A 21556-nucleotide genomic window follows, 5' to 3' on the forward strand; every position below is an offset into this window, starting at 1 on the left:
GGCGCGGTCAAGCGCTAACATGGCGCGGCGGGGCCAAGGGTGCGCGCGGGCCGGGGACCGGCGCCGGAAGGTTACACAAGTCGACGAAACGACCGGCTTTTGCGCAAGTCGAGCACTCTCCCGGAAAGTTACACAAGTCCACGGAACGACCGGCTTTTGCGCACGCATTGCGGTCGGAAGGTTACACAAGTCCACTAAACGACCAGCTTTTGCGCGGATTTGGTGCGACGGGCCGCAGCCCAGCTCCGCCGCTTCGCCCGGCGGGTGCTGAGGCGCAGCGCACGGATAATCCAGTCCCCCTTGCCGCGCGTGTCGGCAGCATCGGCGGCGGCCAAGCTTGTTTCCAGGCTGTCGTGAAGCGCGTCGAAGAAGTCGCCGCGCATCTCCCTCCTCGGACCGCTCCACGCCGCCGCGGCCGCCGCACCGTCGGGGCTGATGCGCAACCGGTACGCCGACTGCCGCGACATGCCCGCCGACGCTGCCGCGGCAGCGACCGTCCCACCGCTGCCGATCGCAGCGGTAAATGCGGCCTTGCGCTCCTCGGTCCAGCCGTCGTGACGGGCGCGGCGGACGGGGGTGGGAGGGATGTTCGTCATTTTGGATGCGTAACCGAAAAGGCGCGAATTGTCAAGGTTGCGGTGCCAAATCCTACAGTCTGCGGTCGTCCTTATTCCTCCCCCGTCTTCGGGGGAGGGGGACCATGCTCTTGCATGGTGGAGGGGGCAGTCTCAAGCGGACGGCACGCCTTGGCCCCCCTCCACCACGCCTTAAGCGGCGCGGTCTCCCCCCGAAGACGGGGGAGGGTTGAGAATCAGCGCGGCAGCATCGCCCCGTCTGACCCCGTCGCGGAATTGCCGGCAATTCTCGCCGCCCGCTACTTCACATCGACAAAGGGCAGCGGCGCCCCGCCCCCGGTGTACGTCGGCAGGTGACCGTCCCACTTCTCGACCGCGCGCAGCTTGACGATCTCGGGGTTGGTGCGGATCGCCTCGGCTTCGACCTGGATCGCCTCGGCGTCGCCCTTCGCCTTTGCCACGCGTGCCTGCGCGTCGGCGGTCGCGGTGGCGATGTTCGCCTGTGCCGCGAGCGCCTGCTGCTCGTTGGCGATCTTGGCGTTGATCTGCGCGAGAACCGCGTCGGGAACGATGATGTTGCCCGCCCAGTACAGCTGCTCGACCTGGAGCCCGACCGGTGTGAAATACGCTTGGACGTCTCTCAGTGCATCGTTGACCAGCGCCGCCTTCTGCGGGCCGTAGATCTGTTCGACGCCGAGCCCCGACGCGCGCTCGACGATCGCGTTGCGGATCGCGTTGCGCAGCGGTCCGGCGATGATCGCGTCCATGTCGGCGCGGTAGCGCTGGAACAGGATCGGCGCGCGCAACGGGTCGACGTGGTACGCAACGGCGATGTCGGCGCGCAGCCCGAGGCCGTTCTTGTCCTGGAAGCCGAAGCTTTCGTCGACGACGTTCTGCTCGGTCTTCGACGAGGTCCAGCTATATGTGCGGGTGAACACCGGATATTCGTAGAAATTGACCCCCGGCGCGGCAAAATACCAGCCGACCGGCAGCGCGTGGCTGACGACGCCGGCGTCCGAGCCGATGTTGTTGACGCGGATGCCGACATAGCCGGGCAGCACGCGGAAAAAAGCGTTCGACAGGAACATGAACGCAACGATCACCAGCACCACCGCCCCGGCAATCCAGCCGAGCCGTCGCCCTGGCGACCGCCGCGGTTCGAGATATGTCCCGCCGTCGCCGGTCGTCGCCAGATCAGCCATCGCCATCATCCTCGGGGGCGAGCAGATGCCACAGCCGGATCGCGCCCCACGCGAGACCGGACGGGACCGAGACGACGAGGCCGAGTGCCAGCGCGAGCGCGCCGTCACTGTGCCGGTCGAGCAAGTCGGGAACCGCGAACAGCAGTAGCCACGCCGCCGCGACCAGCGCCGTGATGGCGACAATGGCAAGCGCGGAGCGGTTAAACGGCAGCATCGTTGACCCTGACGCACGCCATATAGGCGTTCACCGGCGGCCTTCAATTCCCGTCATGGTAATTTAACGCGGCGCCTCGCGGCCACGATTTGCCGCCGCTGTGCCCGCGCCGAACGCCAGCTAGCGCGGCAGCATTACGCCCATCTGCGTGCCGCCGAAGATGTGAACGTGGAGGTGCGGGACCTCCTGATGCGCGTGCACCCCGGCGTTCGACAGCAGGCGATAGCCCGGTGCCTCGAGCCCCTGCTGCCGCGCCACCGTGCCGACCGCGCGGACGAACCCGGCGATCTCGGCATCCGACGCCTTCACGCTGAAGTCGGCCCACGACACATACGGCCCGCGCGGGATGACGAGGATGTGGACCGGGGCCTGGGGCGCGAGGTCGTGGAAGGCGATCGCGAAGTCGTCCTCGTATACCCGCCGCGACGGGATCTCGTCGCGGAGGATGCGCGCGAAGACATTGGTCGGGTCATAGGGGGCGAGTGCATCGACGGGCATGATCTACTCCTGGCTTCCCCAACCCCGAACAGGAACGGGGTTAGGGTTTGCGTCCCGCTTTTTCCGCCAGTCCCGAGACGCCTTCGCGGCGGAGCAGTTCGGTGCGGAGGTCGTCGAAGGTCAGGCCGGCGTCGGCGAGGAGGACGGCGAGGTGGAAGATCAAGTCGGTCGCTTCACCGACCAGCGCGGCGCGGTCGTCGCCCATCGCCGCGATGACGGTCTCGACCGCTTCCTCGCCGAGTTTCTGCGCGATCTTGGCGCGACCCTTGGCGGTGAGCTTGGCGACGTACGACGATGCCGGATCGCCCTCGCGGCGCTCGACAACGGCGGCGAGCAGGCGGTCGAATTGGTCGGCTGACGCCTTGGCGAGCTGATCCATCACACCGTCCGCACGCGGATGCCGGCGTCGGCCATCCGCGCCTTGGCGGCGGCGATCGTCGCTTCGCCGAAGTGGAAGATCGACGCGGCCAGCACCGCGCTGGCGTGGCCGTCGACGACGCCCTCGACGAGGTCGCCGACCCCGCCGACGCCGCCGCTCGCGATCACCGGCACTGGGACAGCGTCGGAGACCGCGCGGGTCAGCGCGATGTCATAGCCGCACTTGGTGCCGTCGCGGTCCATGCTCGTCAGCAGGATTTCGCCCGCGCCGAGCTTCGCCGCCTCGATGCAATAGGCGACCGCGTCGATGCCCGTAGCGCGCCGCCCGCCGTGGGTGAACACCTCCCACCGCCCCGGCGAGACCGCTTTCGCGTCGACCGCGACGGTGATGCATTGCTCGCCGAAATGCCGCGACAGCTCGCCGATCAGCGCGGGGCGGGCGACCGCAGCCGAGTTGACCCCGACCTTGTCGGCGCCGCTGAGCAGGAGCGCGCGAACGTCGTCGACGGTGCGGACGCCGCCGCCGACGGTCAGCGGCATGAAGCAGACGCTCGCTGTGCGGCGGACGATGTCGAGGATTGTTCCGCGTTCCTCGTGGGTTGCGGTGATGTCGAGGAAGATCAGCTCGTCGGCCCCGGCGGCGTCATACACCCGCGCCGCCTCGACCGGATCGCCGGCGTCGGTCAGCCGGGCGAAGTTGACGCCCTTGACAACCCGCCCGTCGGCGACGTCGAGGCACGGGATGACGCGGACGGAGAGGGTCATGCAAGCACCAATTTGTCATCCCCGCGAACGCGGGGACCTGAGGTCGCGATGTGGTGACCTTGGGTCCTCGCTTTCGCGAGGATGACAGGAGAAAGTGACATCATGCCGCCAGCCGCAGCGCATCGGGCAGGGTCAGCCGCCCGTCGTAGATCGCGCGGCCGACGATGACGCCCTCGATATTGGCGTGGCGGCGCAGCGCGGTGATGTCCCCCGATCCGGCGACGCCGCCGCTCGCGATCACCGGCAGCGAGCACGTGGCGGCGAGCGCGGCGGTCGCCTCGACGTTGACGCCTTTGAGGAGCCCGTCGCGGCCGACATCGGTAAACAGCAATGCGGCGACCCCGGCATCCTCGAAGCGCAGCGCGAGGTCGGCGACGGCGACGGTCGAGACGCTCGCCCAGCCGCGAGTCGCGACCATCCCGCCTCGCGCGTCGACCGCAACGATGATGCATCCGGGGGCGGCCTTCGCGGCGGCACGGACGAGATCGGGATCGTCGAGCGCGGCGGTGCCCATGACGACGCGGGCGACGCCGAGTGCCAGCCAGCGGTCGATATCGGCGCGGCTGCGGATCCCGCCGCCGACCTGAACGCGTCCGGGGAAGGCGGCGACGATGCGCTCGACCGCGGCGCTATTGACCCCGCTCCCGGCAAACGCGCCGTCGAGATCGACGACGTGGAGCGCGGTCGCGCCGTCGTCGTGGAAGCGGCGGGCCTGGGCGGCGGGGTCGTCGGCGTAGACAGTCGCGCGCGCCATATCGCCCTCGGCGAGGCGGACGACCTGCCCGCCCTTGAGGTCGATCGCCGGGTAGATGGTGAAGCTCGTCATGCCAGGGTTCACGGTCGCCACTCGAGGAAGCCGCGGAGAAAGGCGAGGCCGTACGCCTGGCTTTTCTCGGGGTGGAACTGGACGCCGATGATATTGTCGCGCCCGACGATCGCGGCGATCGACCCGCCGTGATCGGTCGTCGCGAGGCGGTGCGCGGGGTCGGCGACCGCGAAGGCGTAGCTGTGGACAAAATATGCCGCCGCGTCGGGCGTCAGCGCGGCGAGCGCGGGGTGGGCGGCGTCGAGCGACACGGTGTTCCACCCCATGTGCGGGACCTTGAGCGCCGCGTCGTCGGGGACGATCCGCGCGACGGTGCCGCCGAGCCAGTCGAGCCCGCGGTGGCTGCCGTGCTCGACGCCCTCGGTCGCGAGCAGTTGCATCCCGACGCAGATGCCGAGGAACGGGACGCCGCGGCCCTTGACCGCCTGCGTCATCGCATCCTCGATCCCCGAAGCGCTGCGCAGCGCGCCGATGCACTGGCCGAACGCGCCGACGCCGGGGAGAACGATACGGTCGGCGCGGGCGATGACGTCGGGGTCGCTCGACACGCTGACCGTCGCGCCCGAGTCGGTGCCGACCGCGACGCGAAGAGCGTTATCGACCGAGCACAGGTTGCCCGCGCCGTAATCGATGACGACGACCTGCTCAGCCATGCGGGGCTGGATTCGCGGCGACACCGCCCAGCGTCCCCTTCGTCGACGGGATCGCATCGAGCTTGCGCGGATCGAGGCTGACTGCCGTCCGTAGCGCGCGGGCGAGGCCCTTGAAGCAGCTTTCGACGATGTGGTGGTTGTTGACGCCGTACAGCGTCTCGATGTGGAGCGTGATCCCCGCCGACCCGGCGAAGGCGGCGAACCATTCCTTGAACAATTCGGTGTCCATCTCGCCCAATCGCGGCTGGCTGAACGCGGTCTTCCAGACGAGATACGGGCGTCCCGAAATGTCGAGCGCAACGCGGGTCAGCGTCTCGTCCATCGGGATCAGCGCGTCGCCGTAGCGGGTGATCCCGCGCCGGTCGCCCAACGCCTTGGCCACCGCCTCGCCGATCGCGATGCCGCTGTCTTCCGTCGTGTGGTGCGCGTCGATGTGGAGGTCGCCCTTCACCGTCACGTCGAGGTCGATCAGCGAATGGCGCGACAATTGCTCGAGCATGTGGTCGAGGAAGCCGATGCCGGTCGACACGGTATACACGCCGCTGCCGTCGAGGTTGACGGTGACGTCGACGCTGGTCTCGTTGGTCGCGCGGGCGACGGTGGCGGTGCGGGCGGTGGTCATGGGGCGGATCGGTCTCCGGCGGGCCTTGCGGGCTAGAGCAAGCCGCGCGCCGGGGCAAGCGCTGGCGGTGGTGCCGCGCGAGCGCAAGCGCTGGTGCGCGCCGCCGTAACTGCTTGGCGGGGGGACGTGCCGTGTTGCGGAGCTTGACCATGATGAAGTCGATCGCCGGAGTTGCCGTCCTGCTCGCCGTCCCCGCACCGGGTCTGGCCGTCGCGGTCGCCGACCCTTCGGCGCCGGTCATCAACTTCGATCAGCTGCCGCTCGACGGCGGCCCGGACTTCGTCGATGTCGCAGCACGCGCATCGCGGCGTTCGCCGGCGGCAACGACCGCGCTCGCGACGCTCGAGATCGTCCCCGAGCCGCGCGTCTGGCTGCTGCTCGTCGCGGGATACGGGATGGTCGGCTTTGCGCTGCGCAAGCGCGGGTTGCTGCGCCACGTCGCGGGGTAAGATCGGGTTGGGTTCCGCCGGGTGGCCCGTGAACATCCGTCCAAATCCGGCAGAGGCTCGCCGACATATTGTATTCGCCATGCTCCAGCAGGCCTGAGGTACAAAGTGCCGGCGCGGTAACGTACAGTAGCGATCATGCCATGAAGCTCATGGATGCCGGCAGTCCTGGCGAACGATGCACAAGTCTTTTCATGCTCCGTGCCGGGAACACGCCCGACCTCTGCTTGTTCGTTGGCCGATCAACGGGCAGGACTGTTATGCATAAGATATTCGCCGAAGTTATCGTCCCGCTATTGGGCGGCGCGAAGCCCGGTATCCGCTTGTCAGCGGTGACGGCATGAAGCGCGCCGCAGCGCTGCTTGCGACCGCCGCCCTCGCGGTCACGGTCGCCGGGGTGGCCCGTGCGTCGGATGCTGGCGGGCTGACGAAGGTCGCCGGTTTCGACCATCAGGTGACCGGCGTCAGCGTCACCCCCGACGGCAGGACGTTCGTCAACTTTCCGCGCTGGACGGTAGTGTCTCACTTTGAAATCGCCTCCCGCTTTTTGTAGGGGCCGCGCTTAGCCGGAACCTTGGCTGCGTCCATCTTGGCGATGATGTCATCAAACGACCACAGCCGATCGGTCATGCCAGCGGCCATCGCCGGGGAGACGCGCAGCGATTTGTGAATGCGGCAAAAGTTGTAGTGGACGAAGTAGAGCGCCAGCGCGTGGACGTGGTTGTCGATCTTCTTTGAGAAGCCGTTCGTCAGCCGAGTGAACCGGCGCATCGACATACGCATCGTAAGGTTCTGGCGCTCGACGAACGACGTGCTGACGTACTTCGCGTCCGGATTGCCTTCGCGGGTGATCTTCTTGATGCCGGTGCATTCGGCGGGGCTGTAGCGGCCCGGTGCGGTGACTGTGGGGCCATACATCTTCACAAGCTGTGCATAGTCCACGTCGCCTCCGAACGCGCCCTCGACGGCCTCTAGGTAGGCGCGGTGACCGTCCGTGGTGAGCTGAACGCGATTGGCGAGGCGGCTGCGAAGATCATCCATCAGAACCATCGCCGACTGGCCCGAACGGTCGCCGACAAAGTAGCTGACGATCATCTTCGTGTCGGCGTCGATCGCGGTCCACGTCCATACATCGCCCGCACCTTCCGGCGCAGCCTTGGCGCTGGCGACGTTCTTTTCCTTGGCGTGGCAGAACGACCAGATTTCGTCGCATTGGATGCGCGACGCCTTCACGTTCCGCACGGTATCATCGTGGAGGTCTAGGCAGGCCTCGCCAGCATCAACGAGAAGCTTCGTCACCGTGTTGATCGACACATCGACGACGCGGCTGATCGACCGCATGGACGAACCCTCGCACAGCATGGCGAGGATTTGGGCGCGTTTGGCGTGAGGCAGCGTGTTCATGCCTCATTTCATACTGAACTTTTCATGACGTTACAAATAGAAAGTTCAGTTTAAAATCTCGCGGATTTCGTCCTCAAACTGATCGGTTAGCAAGCGCCTCACGATGTGGGCTGGCGCACGTAGGCTCTCAGCGATAGCCTCCAATGCGATCTCCCCCGACTCGAATTTGCGGCGGTATTCCAAGCGCCGCCGTTCGGGGCACAGCACTCCCATCGCCATCCAGAGGGCCGTATACTCGGCTCTAACGTGAACGGATTGTGTGCGCGCTGATTGGCCAAAGAACTGGCGCATATGCTGATCTAAGATAATTTCAGTGTCGGTTGAACTCCGGTCGTCGATCTCGAAGTAGCAATGCATCAATTCTTTGATTACAATAAATCGCTCCATATACTTTACGGTTTCATCTACTCCTTCCGCCACGACGATAGTGTACTTATGGCGCAACACACTGGGTTCAGCATGATGACGCACAATAAAGCCGCGAAGCCCATTTACGGGCATCGCGGCTGAAGCTTTTATTGCTATATCAGCAACCCAGCTTAGTTCTTTGGCATCGTTTACATACCATTGTCTGGGCTGATAATCTGAATTTGCTTCTTGTCGATTTTTATACAATCGCCGGTACGGCAAATGTCCACCCTTTATTATTACAGTTTAAAAAGACAGATCAATGTCACGTGCCGTGCCACTACGAATATCGGCGAGTGCTGCTCGCGTATAGCCGGCAATTTCCTCTATGGAAGCTTGGGAATTTTCGCCAGGGTAAAACTTGATATCCGAAATAGCAGTGGTCGCATCACCGAACAGCTCTTTCTTCAAGAGGCTTAGTTCGCTCATGGTAGGGGCTCCTTTGCGGGCCGTGGTAGCGACCCTAAATCGTTTGAATAAATCTTTCCGAGTTCGGCTCTGCTTTCCGCGCAATGGGACTAGCGGAATATGGCTTTACTCCGGATACGGGCGATACCGCAGGGTCATCGGCTTCCCCTGTGGCTATTTTGCCGACGAGCACGGCTAGGCCGATTGCGTCGGCGGGTCGTTTCTGACCCTGAGGGCCGGTTGGCATGGCGGACCTCCTTGTCCTGATAACGTTATCCGAAGCGATGACCGTGCGGTCATCGCCCCTTATAGGCGGGTAGTTTTGATCGGCTTGTCAACATCGTCCCGTTAACTTTTTAAAGCCCCTATCATTGACCCATCCTGAATGTACGAGTATGTGCGCTGCACCGCACTTACTCGTCATAGAGCTTTTTACGGTGCTTTGTTCCCTGCTTATATGGGGCATCATGCCCCATAAACAACTCTGCCGCTCGAATGCGGGCGAATCCGTTGCCGCCCGTGGGGGACGGAATTTCCGGCGGATTATGCCCGGATTTTTCGCCGGAAAATTCAAACTGAGACACTACCCGCTGGACCGATGACGCGCCGATATCCGTCGCCGAGGTTCTTCCCGGCAACAAGCTGCGGCCCTACCCCGACGCGAAATGGAATTCGTGGCGCAACGCTAAGCAGAACGAGATGCCGGTTGGCGATTACTTCGTCTGCGTCCAGTCGATCGTTGCCGACGGTCGCGGCTCGCTCTGGGTTCTCGACCCGGCCGCGCCCGGCAACGAGAAGATCTTGCCGGGCGGTCCGAAGCTGGTCCGCATCGATCTCGCGACGAACAAGGTGGTCAAGGTCATCAAGTTCGCCGAGTCGGTCGTCCTGCAGGGCAGCTATCTCAACGACATTCGCTTCAGTCCCGACGGCAAGACTGGGTACATCACCGACTCAGGGACGCGCGGCGCAATCATCGTCGTCGATCTCGCGACCGGCGACTCGTTCCGCGTGCTCGATGGTCACCCGTCGACCCAGGTCGAGAAGGATGTCGTCGTCAAGGTCGACGGCAAGCCGCTGCGTCGCCCCGATGGCCGCCAGCCGGCATTCGCCGCCGACGGCATCGCCCTGTCGAACGACGGCGCGACCTTATACTGGCAGGCGCTGACCGGACGGACGCTCTACTCGATCGCGACGAGCAAGCTGGCCAAGGGCGTGCCTGCTGGCGACGTTGCCGCGGCGGTGCGGACGGTTGGCACGACGACGGTCGCCGATGGTCTGTGGATGAGCCGGGCGGGCGTGCTCTACGTGACGTCGCCGATGGACAATTCGGTCAAGCGCTGGACCGGAAAGTCGCTGGAGACGGTCGTCAGTGATCCGCGACTACGCTGGCCTGACACGATGTCGGAAGCGCCCGACGGGACGATCTACGTCACCGCTTCGCACATCCAGGACACGTCGTGGTTCAAGCCGGGCGCACCGGCATCACTCCCCACTGCGTTGTTCAGTTTCCAGCCGGGACGCTAGGCTGACCGCCGTCGGCGAAAGCTTGCGGCACAGTCGAGCGGGGCTTGTCCGGCGACGCTCGCTTATACGAGCGTCGTCGGCTGGGCTCGCAAATCCGGCGGGACAGCCTCGCCCGCCAGCAGCGCGACCGCTTCCGCCAGCGGCAGCACGCGCTGCTCACCGCCGCCGAGTGGGCGGAGCGCAACGGTGCCCTCCTCGGCCTCCCGCCGGCCGAGAACGAGCATGTACGGGACATGCGCGAGGCTGTGCTCGCGGACCTTGTAATTGATCTTCTCGTTGCGGAGGTCGGTGTCGACGCGCAGCCCTGCTTTGGCCAGCGCCGCCGAAACGGTTTCGGCATAGCCATCGGCGTCGGACACGATCGTCGCGACGACTGCCTGCACCGGCGCGAGCCACAACGGGAAGCGCCCGGCATGGTGCTCGATCAGGATGCCGATGAAGCGTTCGAACGTGCCGAGGATCGCGCGGTGGAGCATGACCGGCTGGTGGCGCGCGCCGTCCTCGCCGACATAGCTCGCGTCAAGGCGCTCGGGCAAAACATAGTCGAGCTGGATCGTGCCGCACTGCCACGTCCGGCCGATCGCGTCGGTCAGATGGAATTCGAGCTTAGGCGAATAAAAGGCGCCTTCGCCCGGGAGTTCCTCCCAGCCGTATTCCGGCCCCTGCCGCCCGGCGAGGCGGACCGCCTCGCGCAGGTCGTTCTCGGCGCGGTCCCACATCTCCTCGCTGCCGAAGCGCTTTTCGGGGCGCAGCGCCAGCTTGACGGCGTAGGTGTCGAAGCCAAGGTCCTTGTAGACGATGTCGAGCAGGTCGCAGAAACGCCGAACCTCGTCGACGATCTGGTCGTCGCGGCAGAAGATGTGCGCGTCGTCCTGGGTGAACTGGCGGACGCGCATGATGCCGTGAAGCGCGCCGTGCGGCTCGTTCCGATGGCAGCAGCCGAATTCGGCGAGACGCAGCGGCAGGTCACGGTACGACTTGATTCCCTGGCGGAAGATTAGGACGTGCGCCGGGCAGTTCATCGGCTTCAAGGCCATCAGGTCGCCCTCGCCGGTCAGGACCGGGCCTTCCTCGTTCGTCCCGGGAACCTCGTCCGGCACGACGAACATGTTCTCGCGATACTTGCCCCAATGTCCCGACGCCTCCCACTGGCGGGCGTCCATCAGCTGCGGCGTCTTGACCTCGAGATAGCCGGCGGCATCGAGGCGGCGGCGCATATACGCTTCGAGCGCGCGCCATAGCAGATAGCCCTTGGGGTGCCAGAAGACGCTACCCTGTGCCTCGGACTGGAGGTGGAACAGGTCCATCTCCGCGCCGATCCGGCGGTGGTCGCGTTTTGCCGCTTCCTCGAGCCGCAGCATATGAGCATCGAGCTGCTTCTTGTTGAGCCAGCCGGTGCCGTAGATGCGGCTGAGCATCGCGTTCGCCTGGTCGCCGCGCCAGTAAGCGCCCGACACCCGCGTCAGCTTGAACGCGTTCGGGTCGAGCTTCCCCGTCGACGGCAGATGCGGCCCGCGGCACAGGTCGAGCCACGCGTCGTCGCCCGACCCGGCGCGGTAGATCGTCAGCGGCTCGCCGTCGGGGAGTTCGGCTGCCCATTCGGCCTTGAAGGTCTCGCCGTGCGCGGCGAAGTGCGCGACGAGGCGGTCGCGCTCCCATTCTTCGCGCACCAGCGGCTCGTTGCGCCCGATGATCCGGCGCATCTCGGCCTCGATCGCGGGCAGGTCGTCCTCGGTAAACGGACGATCCTTGGGCGCGAAGTCATAGTAGAAGCCGTCGTCGGTCGATGGGCCAAAGGTGATCTGCGTCCCCGGGAACAGGTGCTGGACCGCCTCGGCGAGGACGTGGGCGTAATCGTGCCGCGCGAGGTCGAGCGCTACGCCCTCGTCCTTCGACGTGACGAGCGCGAGCGATGCATCGCCCTCGATCGGCCGCGACAGGTCGACCAGCGTGCCGTCGACCCGTGCCGCGATCGCCGCCTTGGCGAGTCCCGGACCGATGCTCGCGGCGACGTCGGCACCCGTAGTCCCGCGCGAAACTTCGCGAACGGAACCATCGGGCAGGGTCAGGCGGATCATCTGGGTCATAGCGCCGCGCACCGTAGGAATGCGCCAAGCCAAGTCAACCACGACGGACCCGAAGCGGACCACTCGCGTTTGCCCGGCATCCTCACCATCACCGGAGCAGACCATGATCAAGGCCGTCGGCTACGCCGCCAAGCACAGCTACAGCAAGCTGAAGCGCTACGAATTCGAGCGCGAGGAAGCGAAGGCGAACGAGGTCGAGATCGCGGTCATCTTCTGCGGCGTCTGCCATTCGGACATTCACCAGGTGAAGGACGAATGGTCGAACACCGTCTACCCGTGCCTGCCGGGACACGAAATCGTCGGACGCGTGACCAAAGTCGGCGGCGACGTGACGCGCCACGCGGTCGGCGACATGGTCGGAGTCGGCTGCATGATCGACAGCTGCCGGACCTGTGAGCCGTGCCGCACCGGCGACGAGAATTATTGCGAAGGGCCGAACAGCTGGCTCGCGACGTACAACGGGCCGATGGTGCCCAAGGCCAAGGCCGACGACGGCAAAAATCATTATGGCCGCGACAATACGTTCGGCGGCTATTCGAACATCGTCGTCGTGCCCGCCGATTTCGCGCTCAAGATTCCGGCGGGGCTGCAGCCTGAAGTTGCCGCGCCGATCCTGTGCGCGGGCGTCACGACCTATTCCCCGATGAAGCATTGGGGGGTCAAGGCGGGCGACAAGGTCGGTATCGTCGGTTTCGGCGGGCTCGGCGACATGGCGGCGAAGATCGCCAAGGCGATGGGGGCCGACGTCACCGTTTTCACCACGACCAAGGACAAGCTCGACGAGGCCAAGCGGATCGGCGTGACCGGGGTCCTCGAGGACGACACCAAGACGATGACATCGCTCAAGTCGAGCTTCGACTTCATCCTCTCGACGATCCCCGAGAAGCACGACATCAACCCGTTCGTGAAGCTGCTCAAGCGCGACAAGACGCTGACGATCTGCGGCGCACTCGAACCGATCAAGGGGGTCGACAACAGCGAAGTCGCGTTCCACCGCCGCTCGGTCGCGGGCTCGCTGATCGGCAATCTTGCCGACACGCAGGAAATTCTCGACTTCTGCGCCGAACACCACATCGGTCCCGACATCGAAGTCATCGCGATCGACAAGATCAACGACGCCTACAAGGCCGTCATCGATGGTGACGTTCGCTTTCGGTACGTGATCGACCTCGCGACGCTCGATCGCGACGACGACTGATGCCGCGCCGCCGTTGCCGCACTAGGCGGCGACGGCGGTCCGCCGACGACGGGCGCTGACGCCGACGAAAGCGAAGCCGGTGATCATCAACGCCCAGCTGGCGGGCTCGGGAACCGGGGCGAGCGCGATGCCCTGGAACTTCGAATTGTCGGGGGCGGTGGCGAGCTTGACGAAGGTCTCGGTGGCGGCGCCGGTCGGGCGGGTTGTCGCCGACAACACGTCGGTGATGCCGTAGATATACGTCGCGCCGAGGTCGCCGATGATATAATTCGTCGCGTAAAGGTTGACGAGGCTGCCGTCGACTTCGCCCGCCAGGCCGAACAGTCCGGTCGTTCCCGATGCCGCGGTGTTGGCGACGAGGTTCAAACCGGCGAACAGCGTGTAGGCGAGGTTCCAGTTGCCGCTGCCGTCCTTGACCCACTTCTGCAAGCCGCCGTCGCCGAGGCTGGTGGCCGCCGAGTTGTTCTTCGGCTGGCCGGTGTCGGTTACGTACATGATCGACGACGTCGCGAAGAAATAGCTTTCGGGGCTGAGGTTGATCTCCTTGCCGACGGCGTTGACGCCATTCGACGTCTGCGCGGTCAGCGTCAGCTTGCCGGTCCCGCCGCTGTTGCCGAAGCCCGCAAGCTTGGTCGGGCCGTTGCCGCCGTTGGCGAGGGTCGTCGGCAGCGCGCCCGCGGTGCCGAGCGTGCCGACGAAGTCGCGGTTGTTGCCGCTGCCCGACTTGCTGTCGACCGAGACGTAAAGCTGTCCGCCGACGATCTGGACGTCGCGGGTGTCCTGCGCCTGCGTCTTCGAATTGGTGTCGAGCCCAGTAATCGCCGTCGCGCTCGAGGCGCCGCCGGTCGCGTAGAACACGCCGCCGGTGGCGTCGCCGCTGCGCCCCTGGCCCGAGATATAATACGACTTGCCGTCGACGGTGGCGACACTGCGCGGGTTGTTGCCGTTGAACACGCCGTACAGCGCGGTGGTCGTGTCGACCGAGCCGTTGGTGCCGATCCTGGCGATGACGCGCGCGACGGGGGTGTAGCCTGCACCCTTGAGGCTGCCCGACTGGCCGAGCGCGGTCGGCTTCGTCGGGTCGTTGACCGCGGTGCCGTATGCGGTCGGGTTGGCGTTGAACGCGGCGGCGTTGACCCCGTAGCCGGCGATGACGAGCGACTTGCCGTCGGCCGAGCGCTGGAGCAGCGCCTCCGACGACGAGCCGTATTCGCCCGAAATCGCCGAGTTCTTGCCGATGGTCGTCTGCGGCAGGACGAGCTTGCCGGTGTACGCCGCGCTCGTCGTCCCGGTGTGCGCATATTCGAAAAGCGACAGCGGCGCGGCGGCGTTGTCGGCGTAGGTGCCGGTCGCGCCGACGACGCCATTGCCTTCGACCGCGACCACCAAGCGCCCCTTGGTGAAGGTCAGCGCGTCGGCGCTCGCGGTCAGCGTCGCGGCGGCGCAGAGCAGCAGGGCGGTGAACTTGATCGTCGTCATGGCGGCGTCCCCTTGGCGCGACCGATGCCCGATCGCAGTTACCTCGGCGTTAACAGCCGCGCATGACGGTTTTGCGTCAGTGCTGTGGGAGTTTCACCGCGGCTGTCTCGCGACTAAGGATAAGGCGATGACGCCTCCCGACACCCTCGACCACGACGGCGTCGCGCTCGCCTATCGCTGGCAGCCCGGCGCGGGGCCGACGGTCGTCTTCCTCCCCGGCTATATGTCCGACATGAGCGGGAGCAAGGCCGAGGCGCTGGCGGTCTGGGCGGAGCGACGGGGGAGGGGCTTTCTGCGCCTCGACTATTCGGGGTGCGGGGCGAGTGGGGGCGACTTCGCCGACGGCACGATCTCGCGCTGGGCCGACGACGCGCTCGCGGTGATCGACGCGGTCTCGCCCGGGACGGTGGTCCTCGTCGGCTCGTCGATGGGGGCGTGGATCGCACTGCGGATCGCGCTCGCCCGGCCCGAAACGGTCGCGGCAGTGGTGACGATCGCGGGAGCACCCGATTTCACCGACTGGGGGCTCGACCTGAGCGCTGCCGACGACGCCGCGATCGCCCGCGACGGCTTCGTGGCACGTGCCAGCCTCTATGGGGCGCCGTACCGCTACTACGCCGGGCTGATCGCCGAAGGAGCCGTCAGCCGCGTCCTCGGCGGTGAAATCGCGATCGATTGCCGGGTCCGCCTGCTCCACGGGCAGGCCGACCCCGACGTGCCGTGGCATCTTAGCCTCGACGTCGCTTCCGCCTTGCGTTCATCGAACGTGCAGGTGACTCTGATCAAGGACGGTGACCACCGCCTGTCGCGGCCGCAGGATCTTGCCCTTCTGAGCGCGACACTCGACGCCCTGGAGGCCTGAATGCGCGCGCTGCTCCCGTTGATGCTCGTCACCCTCGTGGCCGCCGCGCCCGCCCGGCCGCCGCTCGAGGCGCAGCGCTACCGCGAATGCCTTGCCCTCGCGCAGAGCGATCCGGCGCAGGCGATCGACAAGGCGACGCAGTGGCGCGGTGCGGGCGGCGGAGTGCCGGCGCGCCACTGCCTCGCGCTCGCACAGGGGCAAAAGGGCGACTTCGCCGGCGCGGCGACGACGCTCGCCGGGGCGGCACAGGCCGCCGAAGCCGAGAATGATCCGCACGCCGCCGACCTGTGGGGGCAGGCGGGCAACGCCGCGATGCTGGCGAAGCAGAATTCGACCGCGATCAGCGACTTCGCCTCGGGGATCGCGGTCGCGGGCTCGGAGCCGACGCGGCTCGCGGCGCTGCTGACCGACCGGTCGCGCGCTTTGGTCGACGCGAACCGCACCACCGAGGCACGGTCCGACCTGACCCGGGCGACGTCGCTCGACCCGTCGGCGGTCCCCGGCTGGCTGCTGCTGGCGACGCTCGAGCGCCGGTTGAAGGACCTGCCTGCTGCCGAAAGGGCGATCCTCGAAGCCGCGAAGCGCGAGCCGACCGACCCCGACGTCGCGCTCGAAGCGGGCAATATTGCCGGGGCGCAGGGCCGCACCGACCTCGCGCGGGCCGAGTGGAAGAAGGTCGTCGACGGCGCACCGGGGTCGGAAGCCGCGGCCGCTGCGGCGAAGTCGCTCGCGCTGAATCCGTCGTAGAAGCTGGCGCGCTCGCCCGGCTGACCTATATTCGGAGCATCCGCCAAGGAGCCGCCGAATGAAATATCTCCACACGATGGTCCGCGTTACCGACATCGACGCCAGCCTCGCTTTCTACAAATTGCTCGGGCTCGCGGAGATCAAGCGGATCGACAACGAGCGCGGGCGTTTCACCCTCGTCTTCCTCGCCGCGCCGGGCGACAGCGCCGCGCAGGTCGAATTGACCCATAATTGGGACCCCGAGGATTATACCGGCGGGCGCAATTTCGGACACCTCGCCTACGCCGTCGACGACATCTACGACACCTGCGCGCGGCTCGCCGACGGCGGCGTGACGATCAACCGTCCGCCGCGCGACGGCCACATGGCGTTCGTCCGCTCACCCGACGGCATCTCGGTCGAACTCCTCCAGGCGGGCGGCGCCAAGCCCCCTGCCGAGCCGTGGGCGTCGATGCCGAACACCGGCGTCTGGTGATGGAAATCGTCCAGATCGCGGTGCTCAACGACAATTACGTCTATCTCGTGCACGACGGCGACGAGACCGTCGTGATCGACCCCGCGGTCGCGGAGCCGGTTCTCACGGCGGCAGAAGCGCGCGGCTGGACGATCACGCAGATATTGAACACCCACTGGCACCCCGACCACACCGGCGGCAATTTGGCGATCAAGGCCGCGACCGGGTGCCGGATCACCGGCCCTGCAGGCGAGGCGGCGAAGATTCCCGGCATCGACCGCGCGGTCGCCGAGGGCGACACGGTGCAGGTCGGCTCGGTGACGGGCCGTGTGATCGACGTCCCCGGCCATACCGCCGGGCATAATGCGTATTACTTTGCGGATGCGGGCGTCCTGTTCTGCGGCGACACGCTGTTCGCGCTCGGCTGCGGGCGGCTGTTCGAGGGGACGCCGGCGCAGATGTCGGTCAGCTTGGCCAAGCTGATGGCGCTGCCCGACGATACGCTTGTCTATTGCGCGCACGAATATACCCAGTCGAATGCGCGCTTTGCGGTCACCGTCGAGCCCGCAAATACCGCGCTCGCCAGCCGCGTGATCGACATCGACGCGGCGCGCGCGGCGGGGAAGCCGACGGTGCCGTCGACGATCGGGCTTGAACGCGCGACCAATCCGTTCACCCGCGCACGCTCGGTCGCCGAGTTCGCGACCCGCCGCGGAGCGAAGGATGCGTTCCGCTGACACCGGGGCGCAGGTTGGTGCGTTGATCGTCAAGGGAGACCGAAAATGCGCCTGATCTTGCCGCTGCTCGCCGTGCTTGCCGCAGTTCCCGCGACCGCTGCCGTCGATACCGCGCGAATGCTGTCGGGCCACGCCACCGGCCCGGCGATCAACTGCCTCCGCTCGCGCGAGATCGTTGGCCAGACGTTGGTCAACCAGAGCGTGATCGTCTTTGAGATGCGCGGCCACAAATACTACCGCAACGACATCGCGCCCGCGTGCGGCGCGCTCAACCCCGACCGCTCGATCGTCACCCGCGAATACACATCGGGAATCTGCCAAGGCGACATCTTCCAGGTCTTCGACCCGACAAGCCGGATCGGCTACGGTGCCTGCACCTTCGGCCCCTTCACCCCGTACGAACTCCCGCCGCACAAATAATCCGGCGACGATGGGCCTTAAGCGGCAGCGCGCCAACTAGGATCGCGCAACGTCCGGACGAGCCACCAGGCAGGCAGCGCGAGCAAGGAATACTAGGCCGGTCCAGCCGACCGAGGCCAGGCTGCCGAGCGGCCCGAGGCGGAGCGGCACCAGGCCGAGCGGATAGAGCAGCCCGACGGCGCACGTCGCGAGCCAGCCAATTCGCCGTCTTCAGCTGCGCATGAGCAAGAACAACAGCACGCGCAGCACAACAGCACAGACGAGCACTACAAGTGCGATCCTGGCCACTTTCTTGCGCGTATTTGTATCCAAAATCCGTTCCTTTCCCGTGGCCTATCATTGACGTCGCATCGTGGTCAATGTTGGTGCGGTGCCCAGCGACGATGCTCGCTGCCGCGGCTGTTGGGGTACTTTTGAGACGAATAGATGATTGCGTCTGCAGCACCGAGGTCGGGCTGAGCGTCGGCTGATTGGCGCTGCTAAGCGTTCCGAACTCGGGTTTGCAATCGCGCCATCCCAAAATAATTTTCGTGCCGCCATTGTATCGTGAGCGCATTTAGATATATCGGTCATATCGATAGATCAAAATGGAGTTTCGATACGATGTTCAACCATCACAATCACGAGCATAACCACGACCACGGCGGCAATGGCCGTCACAACTTTGGAGAACGAATGATGCATTTTCGCGGAATGGGCCGCCACGGTCACGGCGGACCCGGGCGCGGACGCGGCGGCCCGGGTGGCGGCCGGATGTTCCAGCACGGCGACCTTCGCCTGCTGATCCTCGCGCTGATCGCCGAGGCCCCGCGCCACGGCTACGAGATCATCCGGGAGATCGAGAGTCGCCTCGGCGGGGCGTATGCGCCGTCGCCCGGCGTCGTCTACCCGACGCTAACGATGCTCGAGGAGCTCGGTTTCGCCACCTCGGAAACCACCGAGGGCAGCAAGCGCCAGTATACGATCACCGACGCCGGCACCGCCAACCTCGCCGAAAACCAGGCGACGGTCGACGCGATTTTCGCCAAGATCGAAGACGCCGGCAGCGGCCCCGACTTTGGCCCACGCATCCTTCGCGCGATGGCCAACCTTCGTTTCGCGCTCAAGCTTCGGCTCGGCCGCGGCGGGGTCGACGACAGCGCGGCGGCGAAGATCGCGGCGGCGCTCGATGCCGCTGCCGCAGAAATCGAGCGGAGCTAGCCCATGGACAGCGTCGCGACGATCCCGACCGCGAATGGGTCGAAGTATCTCCAGCAACTGTGCAAGCACTGGAGCCATAAGTTCGAGGTCAGCTTCGACCCCGCCGCCGGGACGATCCCGTTCCCGACGTCGGTGCTTCACCTCGCGGCCAGCCCCGAGGCATTGACCCTGACGCTCACCGCCCCCGATGCGGCGGTGTTTGACCGGATGGAGGGGGTGGTGATCGAACACCTCCAGCGGTTTGCCTTTCGCGAGGAGCTGAAGGCCGACTGGGTGCGGGCATGATCGCCGGCAAGGACGCGGGATGCAAGCAACCGCCCGGCGTCCTTGCGCCGCGAATCGACGCAACGCGATGCGAGGGCAAGGCGGATTGCGTCGTCGTCTGTCCGTATGACGTCTTCGTGGTCCGCAAGCTCGACGCCAGCGAGCGTCGTGCCCTTCCGCTCGTGGCGCGCCTGAAAGTCTGGGTCCACGGCGGCGAGCAAGGCTTCGTCGTCAACCCCAACCAGTGTCACGGTTGCGGGCTCTGCGTCGCCGCATGTCCGGAAAAAGCAATCAGCCTGACGCGCCTCGTCGCCGAAATGGGCTGATGCCTTAGCTGTACAACCGATCGAGCTTTTCCCCGTAGACCGCCTCGATCGCATGCCGCCGAATCTTCAGCGACGGCGTCATCTGCGCGTTCTCGACCGAGAACGGCGCATCGGCGACGATCACCCGGCGGACCTTTTCGACCGTCGCGACGCGGGCGTTGACCCGGTCGACCGCCGCCATCAGCGCGCGGGCGAATTCGGGTTCGGCGTGGAGCTTCGCGACGTCGCCCGGCATGCCCATGTCGCGCGCCCAGCCGATCGCCCATTCGGGATCGGCGACGACGACCCCGACCAGATACGGCCGCCGGTCGCCGTGGACCATCGCCTGGAGGATTTCGGGCTGGAGCGTCAGCATCCCCTCGACCCGCGCGGGTGAGATATTGTCGCCCTTGTCGTTGACGAGAATGTCCTTCTTGCGGTCGGTGATGACGAGATGCCCGTCGGCGTCGATCTTGCCGATGTCGCCGGTCAGCAGCCAGCCGTCCTGGAGCGCGCGATGGCTCTCGACATCGTTCATCCAATAGCCGTCCATCACCAGTTCGCCACGGACGAGGATCTCCCCGTCGGCCGCGATCTTCAATTCGACCCCCGCGAGCGGCGGCCCGACGGTGTTCATCTTGATCCGTGCGCGCGGGCGGTTGCACGCGATCAGCGGCCCCGCCTCGGTCTGGCCGTACCCTTGGCACACCGACACGCCCAATGAGGCGAAGAACAGCCCGACGTCGGGGTTGAGCGGCGCGCCGCCCGACACCAAAGTCTTCAACCGCCCGCCGAAGCGCCCCTGCACCCGCTTGCGGATCGTCGCGTCGAGGATCGCGTCGAGCGGGCGATCGAGCAGCGGGAGCGTGCCGCCGCGGTCGTAGCGTTTGCGCCCGAGCCGCAGCGCATTGTTGAGCAAAGTGATCGCGGTGCCGCCCTGCTTTTCGACCTGCTTGCAGATTCGCGCGCGGAGCACCTCGAACAGCCGCGGCACGACCACCATGATCGTCGGGCGGACCTCCTCCATGTTCGCCGCGAGCTTTTCGAGCCCCTCGGCATAATGGATCGACGCGCCGAGCCCGATCGCGACGAACTGCCCGCAGGTGTGTTCGTAGGCGTGGCTGAGCGGCAGGAACGACAGGAACGAATCGCGTGCGCCGTCGGCGGGGAGTGGAAAGTCGGTCTCGATGATGCTGCTCGCGGCGGCGACGTTCTGCAGGATCGCGCCGTGGTGCTGCTTGACCCCACGCGGCACGCCGCCGGTACCGCTGGTATAGATCAGGCAGGCGAGGTCAGGGCGCCCGGCAGTGATTCCGGCGCGGACCGCCGCAACGTCGCCGGGCTGGCTCGCGATCAGCGCCGCCCAGTCGAAGAGCGCGGTCCCCGACTCCTGGCCGATCCGCAGCGCCTCGATGCCGATGACGATGCGGCACGCCTCGGCGCGGAACACCGCCGGCATCAGCGTCGCGGCAAGTTTTGCGGTCGAGACGATCGCCGCGACCGCGCCGCTGTTGTCGAGGATGTGGAGGTGGTCGGCGCCGGTATTGGTGACATAGGTCGGCACCGTGATCGCACCTGCTGCCATGATCGCATGGTCGGCGATCAGCCATTCGGGGCGGTTCTCGCTGACGATGACGACGCGGTCGCCACGCTTGATCCCGATCGCCTTGAGCGCCGCCGCCATCGCCGCGATCCGCCGCGCGGTCTCGCGCCACGAGATCGACCGCCATGCGCCATCGCTCTTGTGCCACAGGAACGGCTCATCGCCGTAGAGGTCGGCCTGGTCGAAAAAGTGCAGGACGAGGTTGGTCGCGGCGTCCGCGCGCGCGGCGAAGGAGGCGGGAGTAGTCGTCATTCTAACGCCGATGTCATCCCCGCGA

Annotated in this window: 26 protein-coding genes and 1 pseudogene; 12 read left to right on the forward strand and 15 right to left on the reverse strand. The window is 66.1% G+C overall.

The window, feature by feature from the left end; all coding sequences use genetic code 11:
- Window positions 1-194: 194 nt before the first annotated feature.
- The 9 genes from KTC28_RS05770 to hisB form a co-directional block, all read right to left on the reverse strand.
- Entirely contained in the window at window positions 195-596 is a 402-nt protein-coding gene (locus KTC28_RS05770) for a hypothetical protein (protein ID WP_216709520.1), read from the reverse strand.
- Between the two features lie 278 nt (window positions 597-874).
- Entirely contained in the window at window positions 875-1777 is a 903-nt protein-coding gene (locus KTC28_RS05775; RefSeq protein ID WP_216709519.1) for an SPFH domain-containing protein, read from the reverse strand.
- Entirely contained in the window at window positions 1770-1991 is a 222-nt protein-coding gene (locus tag KTC28_RS05780) for a hypothetical protein (RefSeq protein WP_216709518.1), read from the reverse strand. Before KTC28_RS05780 ends, KTC28_RS05775 begins: the two co-directional genes overlap by 8 nt.
- Window positions 1992-2111: 120 nt before the next feature.
- Window positions 2112-2489 (reverse strand): HIT domain-containing protein, encoded by a 378-nt coding sequence (locus tag KTC28_RS05785; protein ID WP_216709517.1) that lies wholly within the window; start codon window positions 2487-2489, stop codon window positions 2112-2114.
- 40 nt (window positions 2490-2529) lie between these two features.
- The gene (locus KTC28_RS05790; RefSeq protein ID WP_216709516.1) at window positions 2530-2868 is read right to left on the reverse strand and encodes a phosphoribosyl-ATP diphosphatase; all 339 of its coding nucleotides are present in this window, start codon (window positions 2866-2868) and stop codon (window positions 2530-2532) included.
- The gene (hisF, locus tag KTC28_RS05795; protein ID WP_216709515.1) at window positions 2868-3632 is read right to left on the reverse strand and encodes an imidazole glycerol phosphate synthase subunit HisF; all 765 of its coding nucleotides are present in this window, start codon (window positions 3630-3632) and stop codon (window positions 2868-2870) included. The genes KTC28_RS05790 and hisF overlap by 1 nt, the downstream gene beginning before the upstream one ends.
- A gap of 100 nt (window positions 3633-3732) precedes the next feature.
- Window positions 3733-4458, reverse strand: a complete 726-nt coding sequence (hisA, locus tag KTC28_RS05800; RefSeq protein ID WP_216709514.1) for a 1-(5-phosphoribosyl)-5-[(5-phosphoribosylamino)methylideneamino]imidazole-4-carboxamide isomerase — start codon at window positions 4456-4458, stop codon at window positions 3733-3735.
- Between the two features lie 8 nt (window positions 4459-4466).
- Window positions 4467-5111, reverse strand: a complete 645-nt coding sequence (hisH, locus tag KTC28_RS05805; RefSeq protein WP_216709513.1) for an imidazole glycerol phosphate synthase subunit HisH — start codon at window positions 5109-5111, stop codon at window positions 4467-4469.
- The gene (gene hisB, locus KTC28_RS05810) at window positions 5104-5733 is read right to left on the reverse strand and encodes an imidazoleglycerol-phosphate dehydratase HisB (protein WP_216709512.1); all 630 of its coding nucleotides are present in this window, start codon (window positions 5731-5733) and stop codon (window positions 5104-5106) included. The genes hisH and hisB overlap by 8 nt, the downstream gene beginning before the upstream one ends.
- 149 nt (window positions 5734-5882) lie before the next feature.
- Between hisB and KTC28_RS05815 the strand changes: the two genes are divergently transcribed.
- Entirely contained in the window at window positions 5883-6182 is a 300-nt protein-coding gene (locus KTC28_RS05815) for a hypothetical protein (protein WP_216709511.1), read from the forward strand.
- A gap of 337 nt (window positions 6183-6519) precedes the next feature.
- Window positions 6520-6732, forward strand: coding sequence for a hypothetical protein (locus tag KTC28_RS05820; RefSeq protein ID WP_216709510.1), 213 nt, complete (start codon window positions 6520-6522; stop codon window positions 6730-6732).
- Here the strand turns inward: KTC28_RS05820 and KTC28_RS05825 are convergent.
- Genes KTC28_RS05825 through KTC28_RS05835 form a run of 3 tightly spaced genes read right to left on the reverse strand, consistent with a single transcriptional unit; the run spans window position 6702 to window position 8420 of the window.
- The gene (locus tag KTC28_RS05825; RefSeq protein WP_216709509.1) at window positions 6702-7583 is read right to left on the reverse strand and encodes an IS1 family transposase; all 882 of its coding nucleotides are present in this window, start codon (window positions 7581-7583) and stop codon (window positions 6702-6704) included. The two genes, KTC28_RS05820 and KTC28_RS05825, sit on opposite strands and share 31 nt — an antisense overlap.
- A gap of 45 nt (window positions 7584-7628) precedes the next feature.
- Window positions 7629-8213 (reverse strand): hypothetical protein, encoded by a 585-nt coding sequence (locus KTC28_RS05830; RefSeq protein ID WP_216709508.1) that lies wholly within the window; start codon window positions 8211-8213, stop codon window positions 7629-7631.
- Between the two features lie 24 nt (window positions 8214-8237).
- Window positions 8238-8420 carry a hypothetical protein gene (locus KTC28_RS05835; protein WP_216709507.1) on the reverse strand — a complete coding sequence of 61 codons (183 nt, stop codon included), beginning with the start codon at window positions 8418-8420 and terminating at the stop codon, window positions 8238-8240.
- Window positions 8421-9098: 678 nt separating this feature from the next.
- On the opposite strand from KTC28_RS05835, the gene KTC28_RS05840 reads away from it, so the two are divergent.
- The gene (locus tag KTC28_RS05840; RefSeq protein WP_255602305.1) at window positions 9099-9923 is read left to right on the forward strand and encodes an L-dopachrome tautomerase-related protein; all 825 of its coding nucleotides are present in this window, start codon (window positions 9099-9101) and stop codon (window positions 9921-9923) included.
- A gap of 62 nt (window positions 9924-9985) precedes the next feature.
- Here KTC28_RS05840 and thrS read toward each other — a convergent pair whose 3' ends face one another.
- On the reverse strand, window positions 9986-12001 hold the full coding sequence (thrS, locus tag KTC28_RS05845) for a threonine--tRNA ligase (protein ID WP_439650122.1): 2016 nt from the start codon (window positions 11999-12001) through the stop codon (window positions 9986-9988).
- A 112-nt stretch (window positions 12002-12113) separates the two neighbouring features.
- Here thrS and KTC28_RS05850 point away from each other — a divergent pair, with 112 nt between their 5' ends.
- Window positions 12114-13208 carry an NAD(P)-dependent alcohol dehydrogenase gene (locus KTC28_RS05850; RefSeq protein ID WP_216709505.1) on the forward strand — a complete coding sequence of 365 codons (1095 nt, stop codon included), beginning with the start codon at window positions 12114-12116 and terminating at the stop codon, window positions 13206-13208.
- A gap of 21 nt (window positions 13209-13229) precedes the next feature.
- Here KTC28_RS05850 and KTC28_RS23455 read toward each other — a convergent pair.
- Window positions 13230-13325, reverse strand: a pseudogene (locus tag KTC28_RS23455) (PEPxxWA-CTERM sorting domain-containing protein); the annotation flags it as partial.
- Between the two features lie 1489 nt (window positions 13326-14814).
- Here KTC28_RS23455 and KTC28_RS05860 point away from each other — a divergent pair.
- From KTC28_RS05860 to KTC28_RS05895, 8 genes are all read left to right on the forward strand, one after another.
- Window positions 14815-15549, forward strand: coding sequence for an alpha/beta fold hydrolase (locus KTC28_RS05860; RefSeq protein ID WP_216709504.1), 735 nt, complete (start codon window positions 14815-14817; stop codon window positions 15547-15549).
- Window positions 15550-16296: a tetratricopeptide repeat protein gene (locus tag KTC28_RS05865; protein ID WP_216709503.1), complete on the forward strand. Its 747-nt coding sequence runs from the start codon at window positions 15550-15552 to the stop codon at window positions 16294-16296.
- Between the two features lie 58 nt (window positions 16297-16354).
- The gene (locus KTC28_RS05870; protein ID WP_216709502.1) at window positions 16355-16771 is read left to right on the forward strand and encodes a VOC family protein; all 417 of its coding nucleotides are present in this window, start codon (window positions 16355-16357) and stop codon (window positions 16769-16771) included.
- The gene (gene gloB, locus KTC28_RS05875; protein WP_216709501.1) at window positions 16768-17487 is read left to right on the forward strand and encodes a hydroxyacylglutathione hydrolase; all 720 of its coding nucleotides are present in this window, start codon (window positions 16768-16770) and stop codon (window positions 17485-17487) included. The genes KTC28_RS05870 and gloB overlap by 4 nt, the downstream gene beginning before the upstream one ends.
- 45 nt (window positions 17488-17532) lie before the next feature.
- The gene (locus KTC28_RS05880; RefSeq protein ID WP_216709500.1) at window positions 17533-17907 is read left to right on the forward strand and encodes a hypothetical protein; all 375 of its coding nucleotides are present in this window, start codon (window positions 17533-17535) and stop codon (window positions 17905-17907) included.
- A 675-nt stretch (window positions 17908-18582) separates the two neighbouring features.
- Window positions 18583-19107 carry a PadR family transcriptional regulator gene (locus KTC28_RS05885; RefSeq protein WP_216709499.1) on the forward strand — a complete coding sequence of 175 codons (525 nt, stop codon included), beginning with the start codon at window positions 18583-18585 and terminating at the stop codon, window positions 19105-19107.
- Between the two features lie 3 nt (window positions 19108-19110).
- The gene (locus KTC28_RS05890; RefSeq protein ID WP_216709498.1) at window positions 19111-19392 is read left to right on the forward strand and encodes a DUF2218 domain-containing protein; all 282 of its coding nucleotides are present in this window, start codon (window positions 19111-19113) and stop codon (window positions 19390-19392) included.
- Window positions 19389-19697: a 4Fe-4S binding protein gene (locus KTC28_RS05895; protein WP_216709497.1), complete on the forward strand. Its 309-nt coding sequence runs from the start codon at window positions 19389-19391 to the stop codon at window positions 19695-19697. The genes KTC28_RS05890 and KTC28_RS05895 overlap by 4 nt, the downstream gene beginning before the upstream one ends.
- Before the next feature lie 4 nt (window positions 19698-19701).
- On the opposite strand, the gene KTC28_RS05900 is transcribed toward KTC28_RS05895, so the two are convergent.
- Window positions 19702-21531, reverse strand: a complete 1830-nt coding sequence (locus KTC28_RS05900; protein ID WP_216709496.1) for an AMP-dependent synthetase/ligase — start codon at window positions 21529-21531, stop codon at window positions 19702-19704.
- Window positions 21532-21556 lie beyond the last annotated feature (25 nt).

Origin of the sequence: Polymorphobacter megasporae (genome assembly GCF_018982885.2) — a bacterium.
Classification (GTDB): domain Bacteria; phylum Pseudomonadota; class Alphaproteobacteria; order Sphingomonadales; family Sphingomonadaceae; genus Polymorphobacter_B; species Polymorphobacter_B megasporae.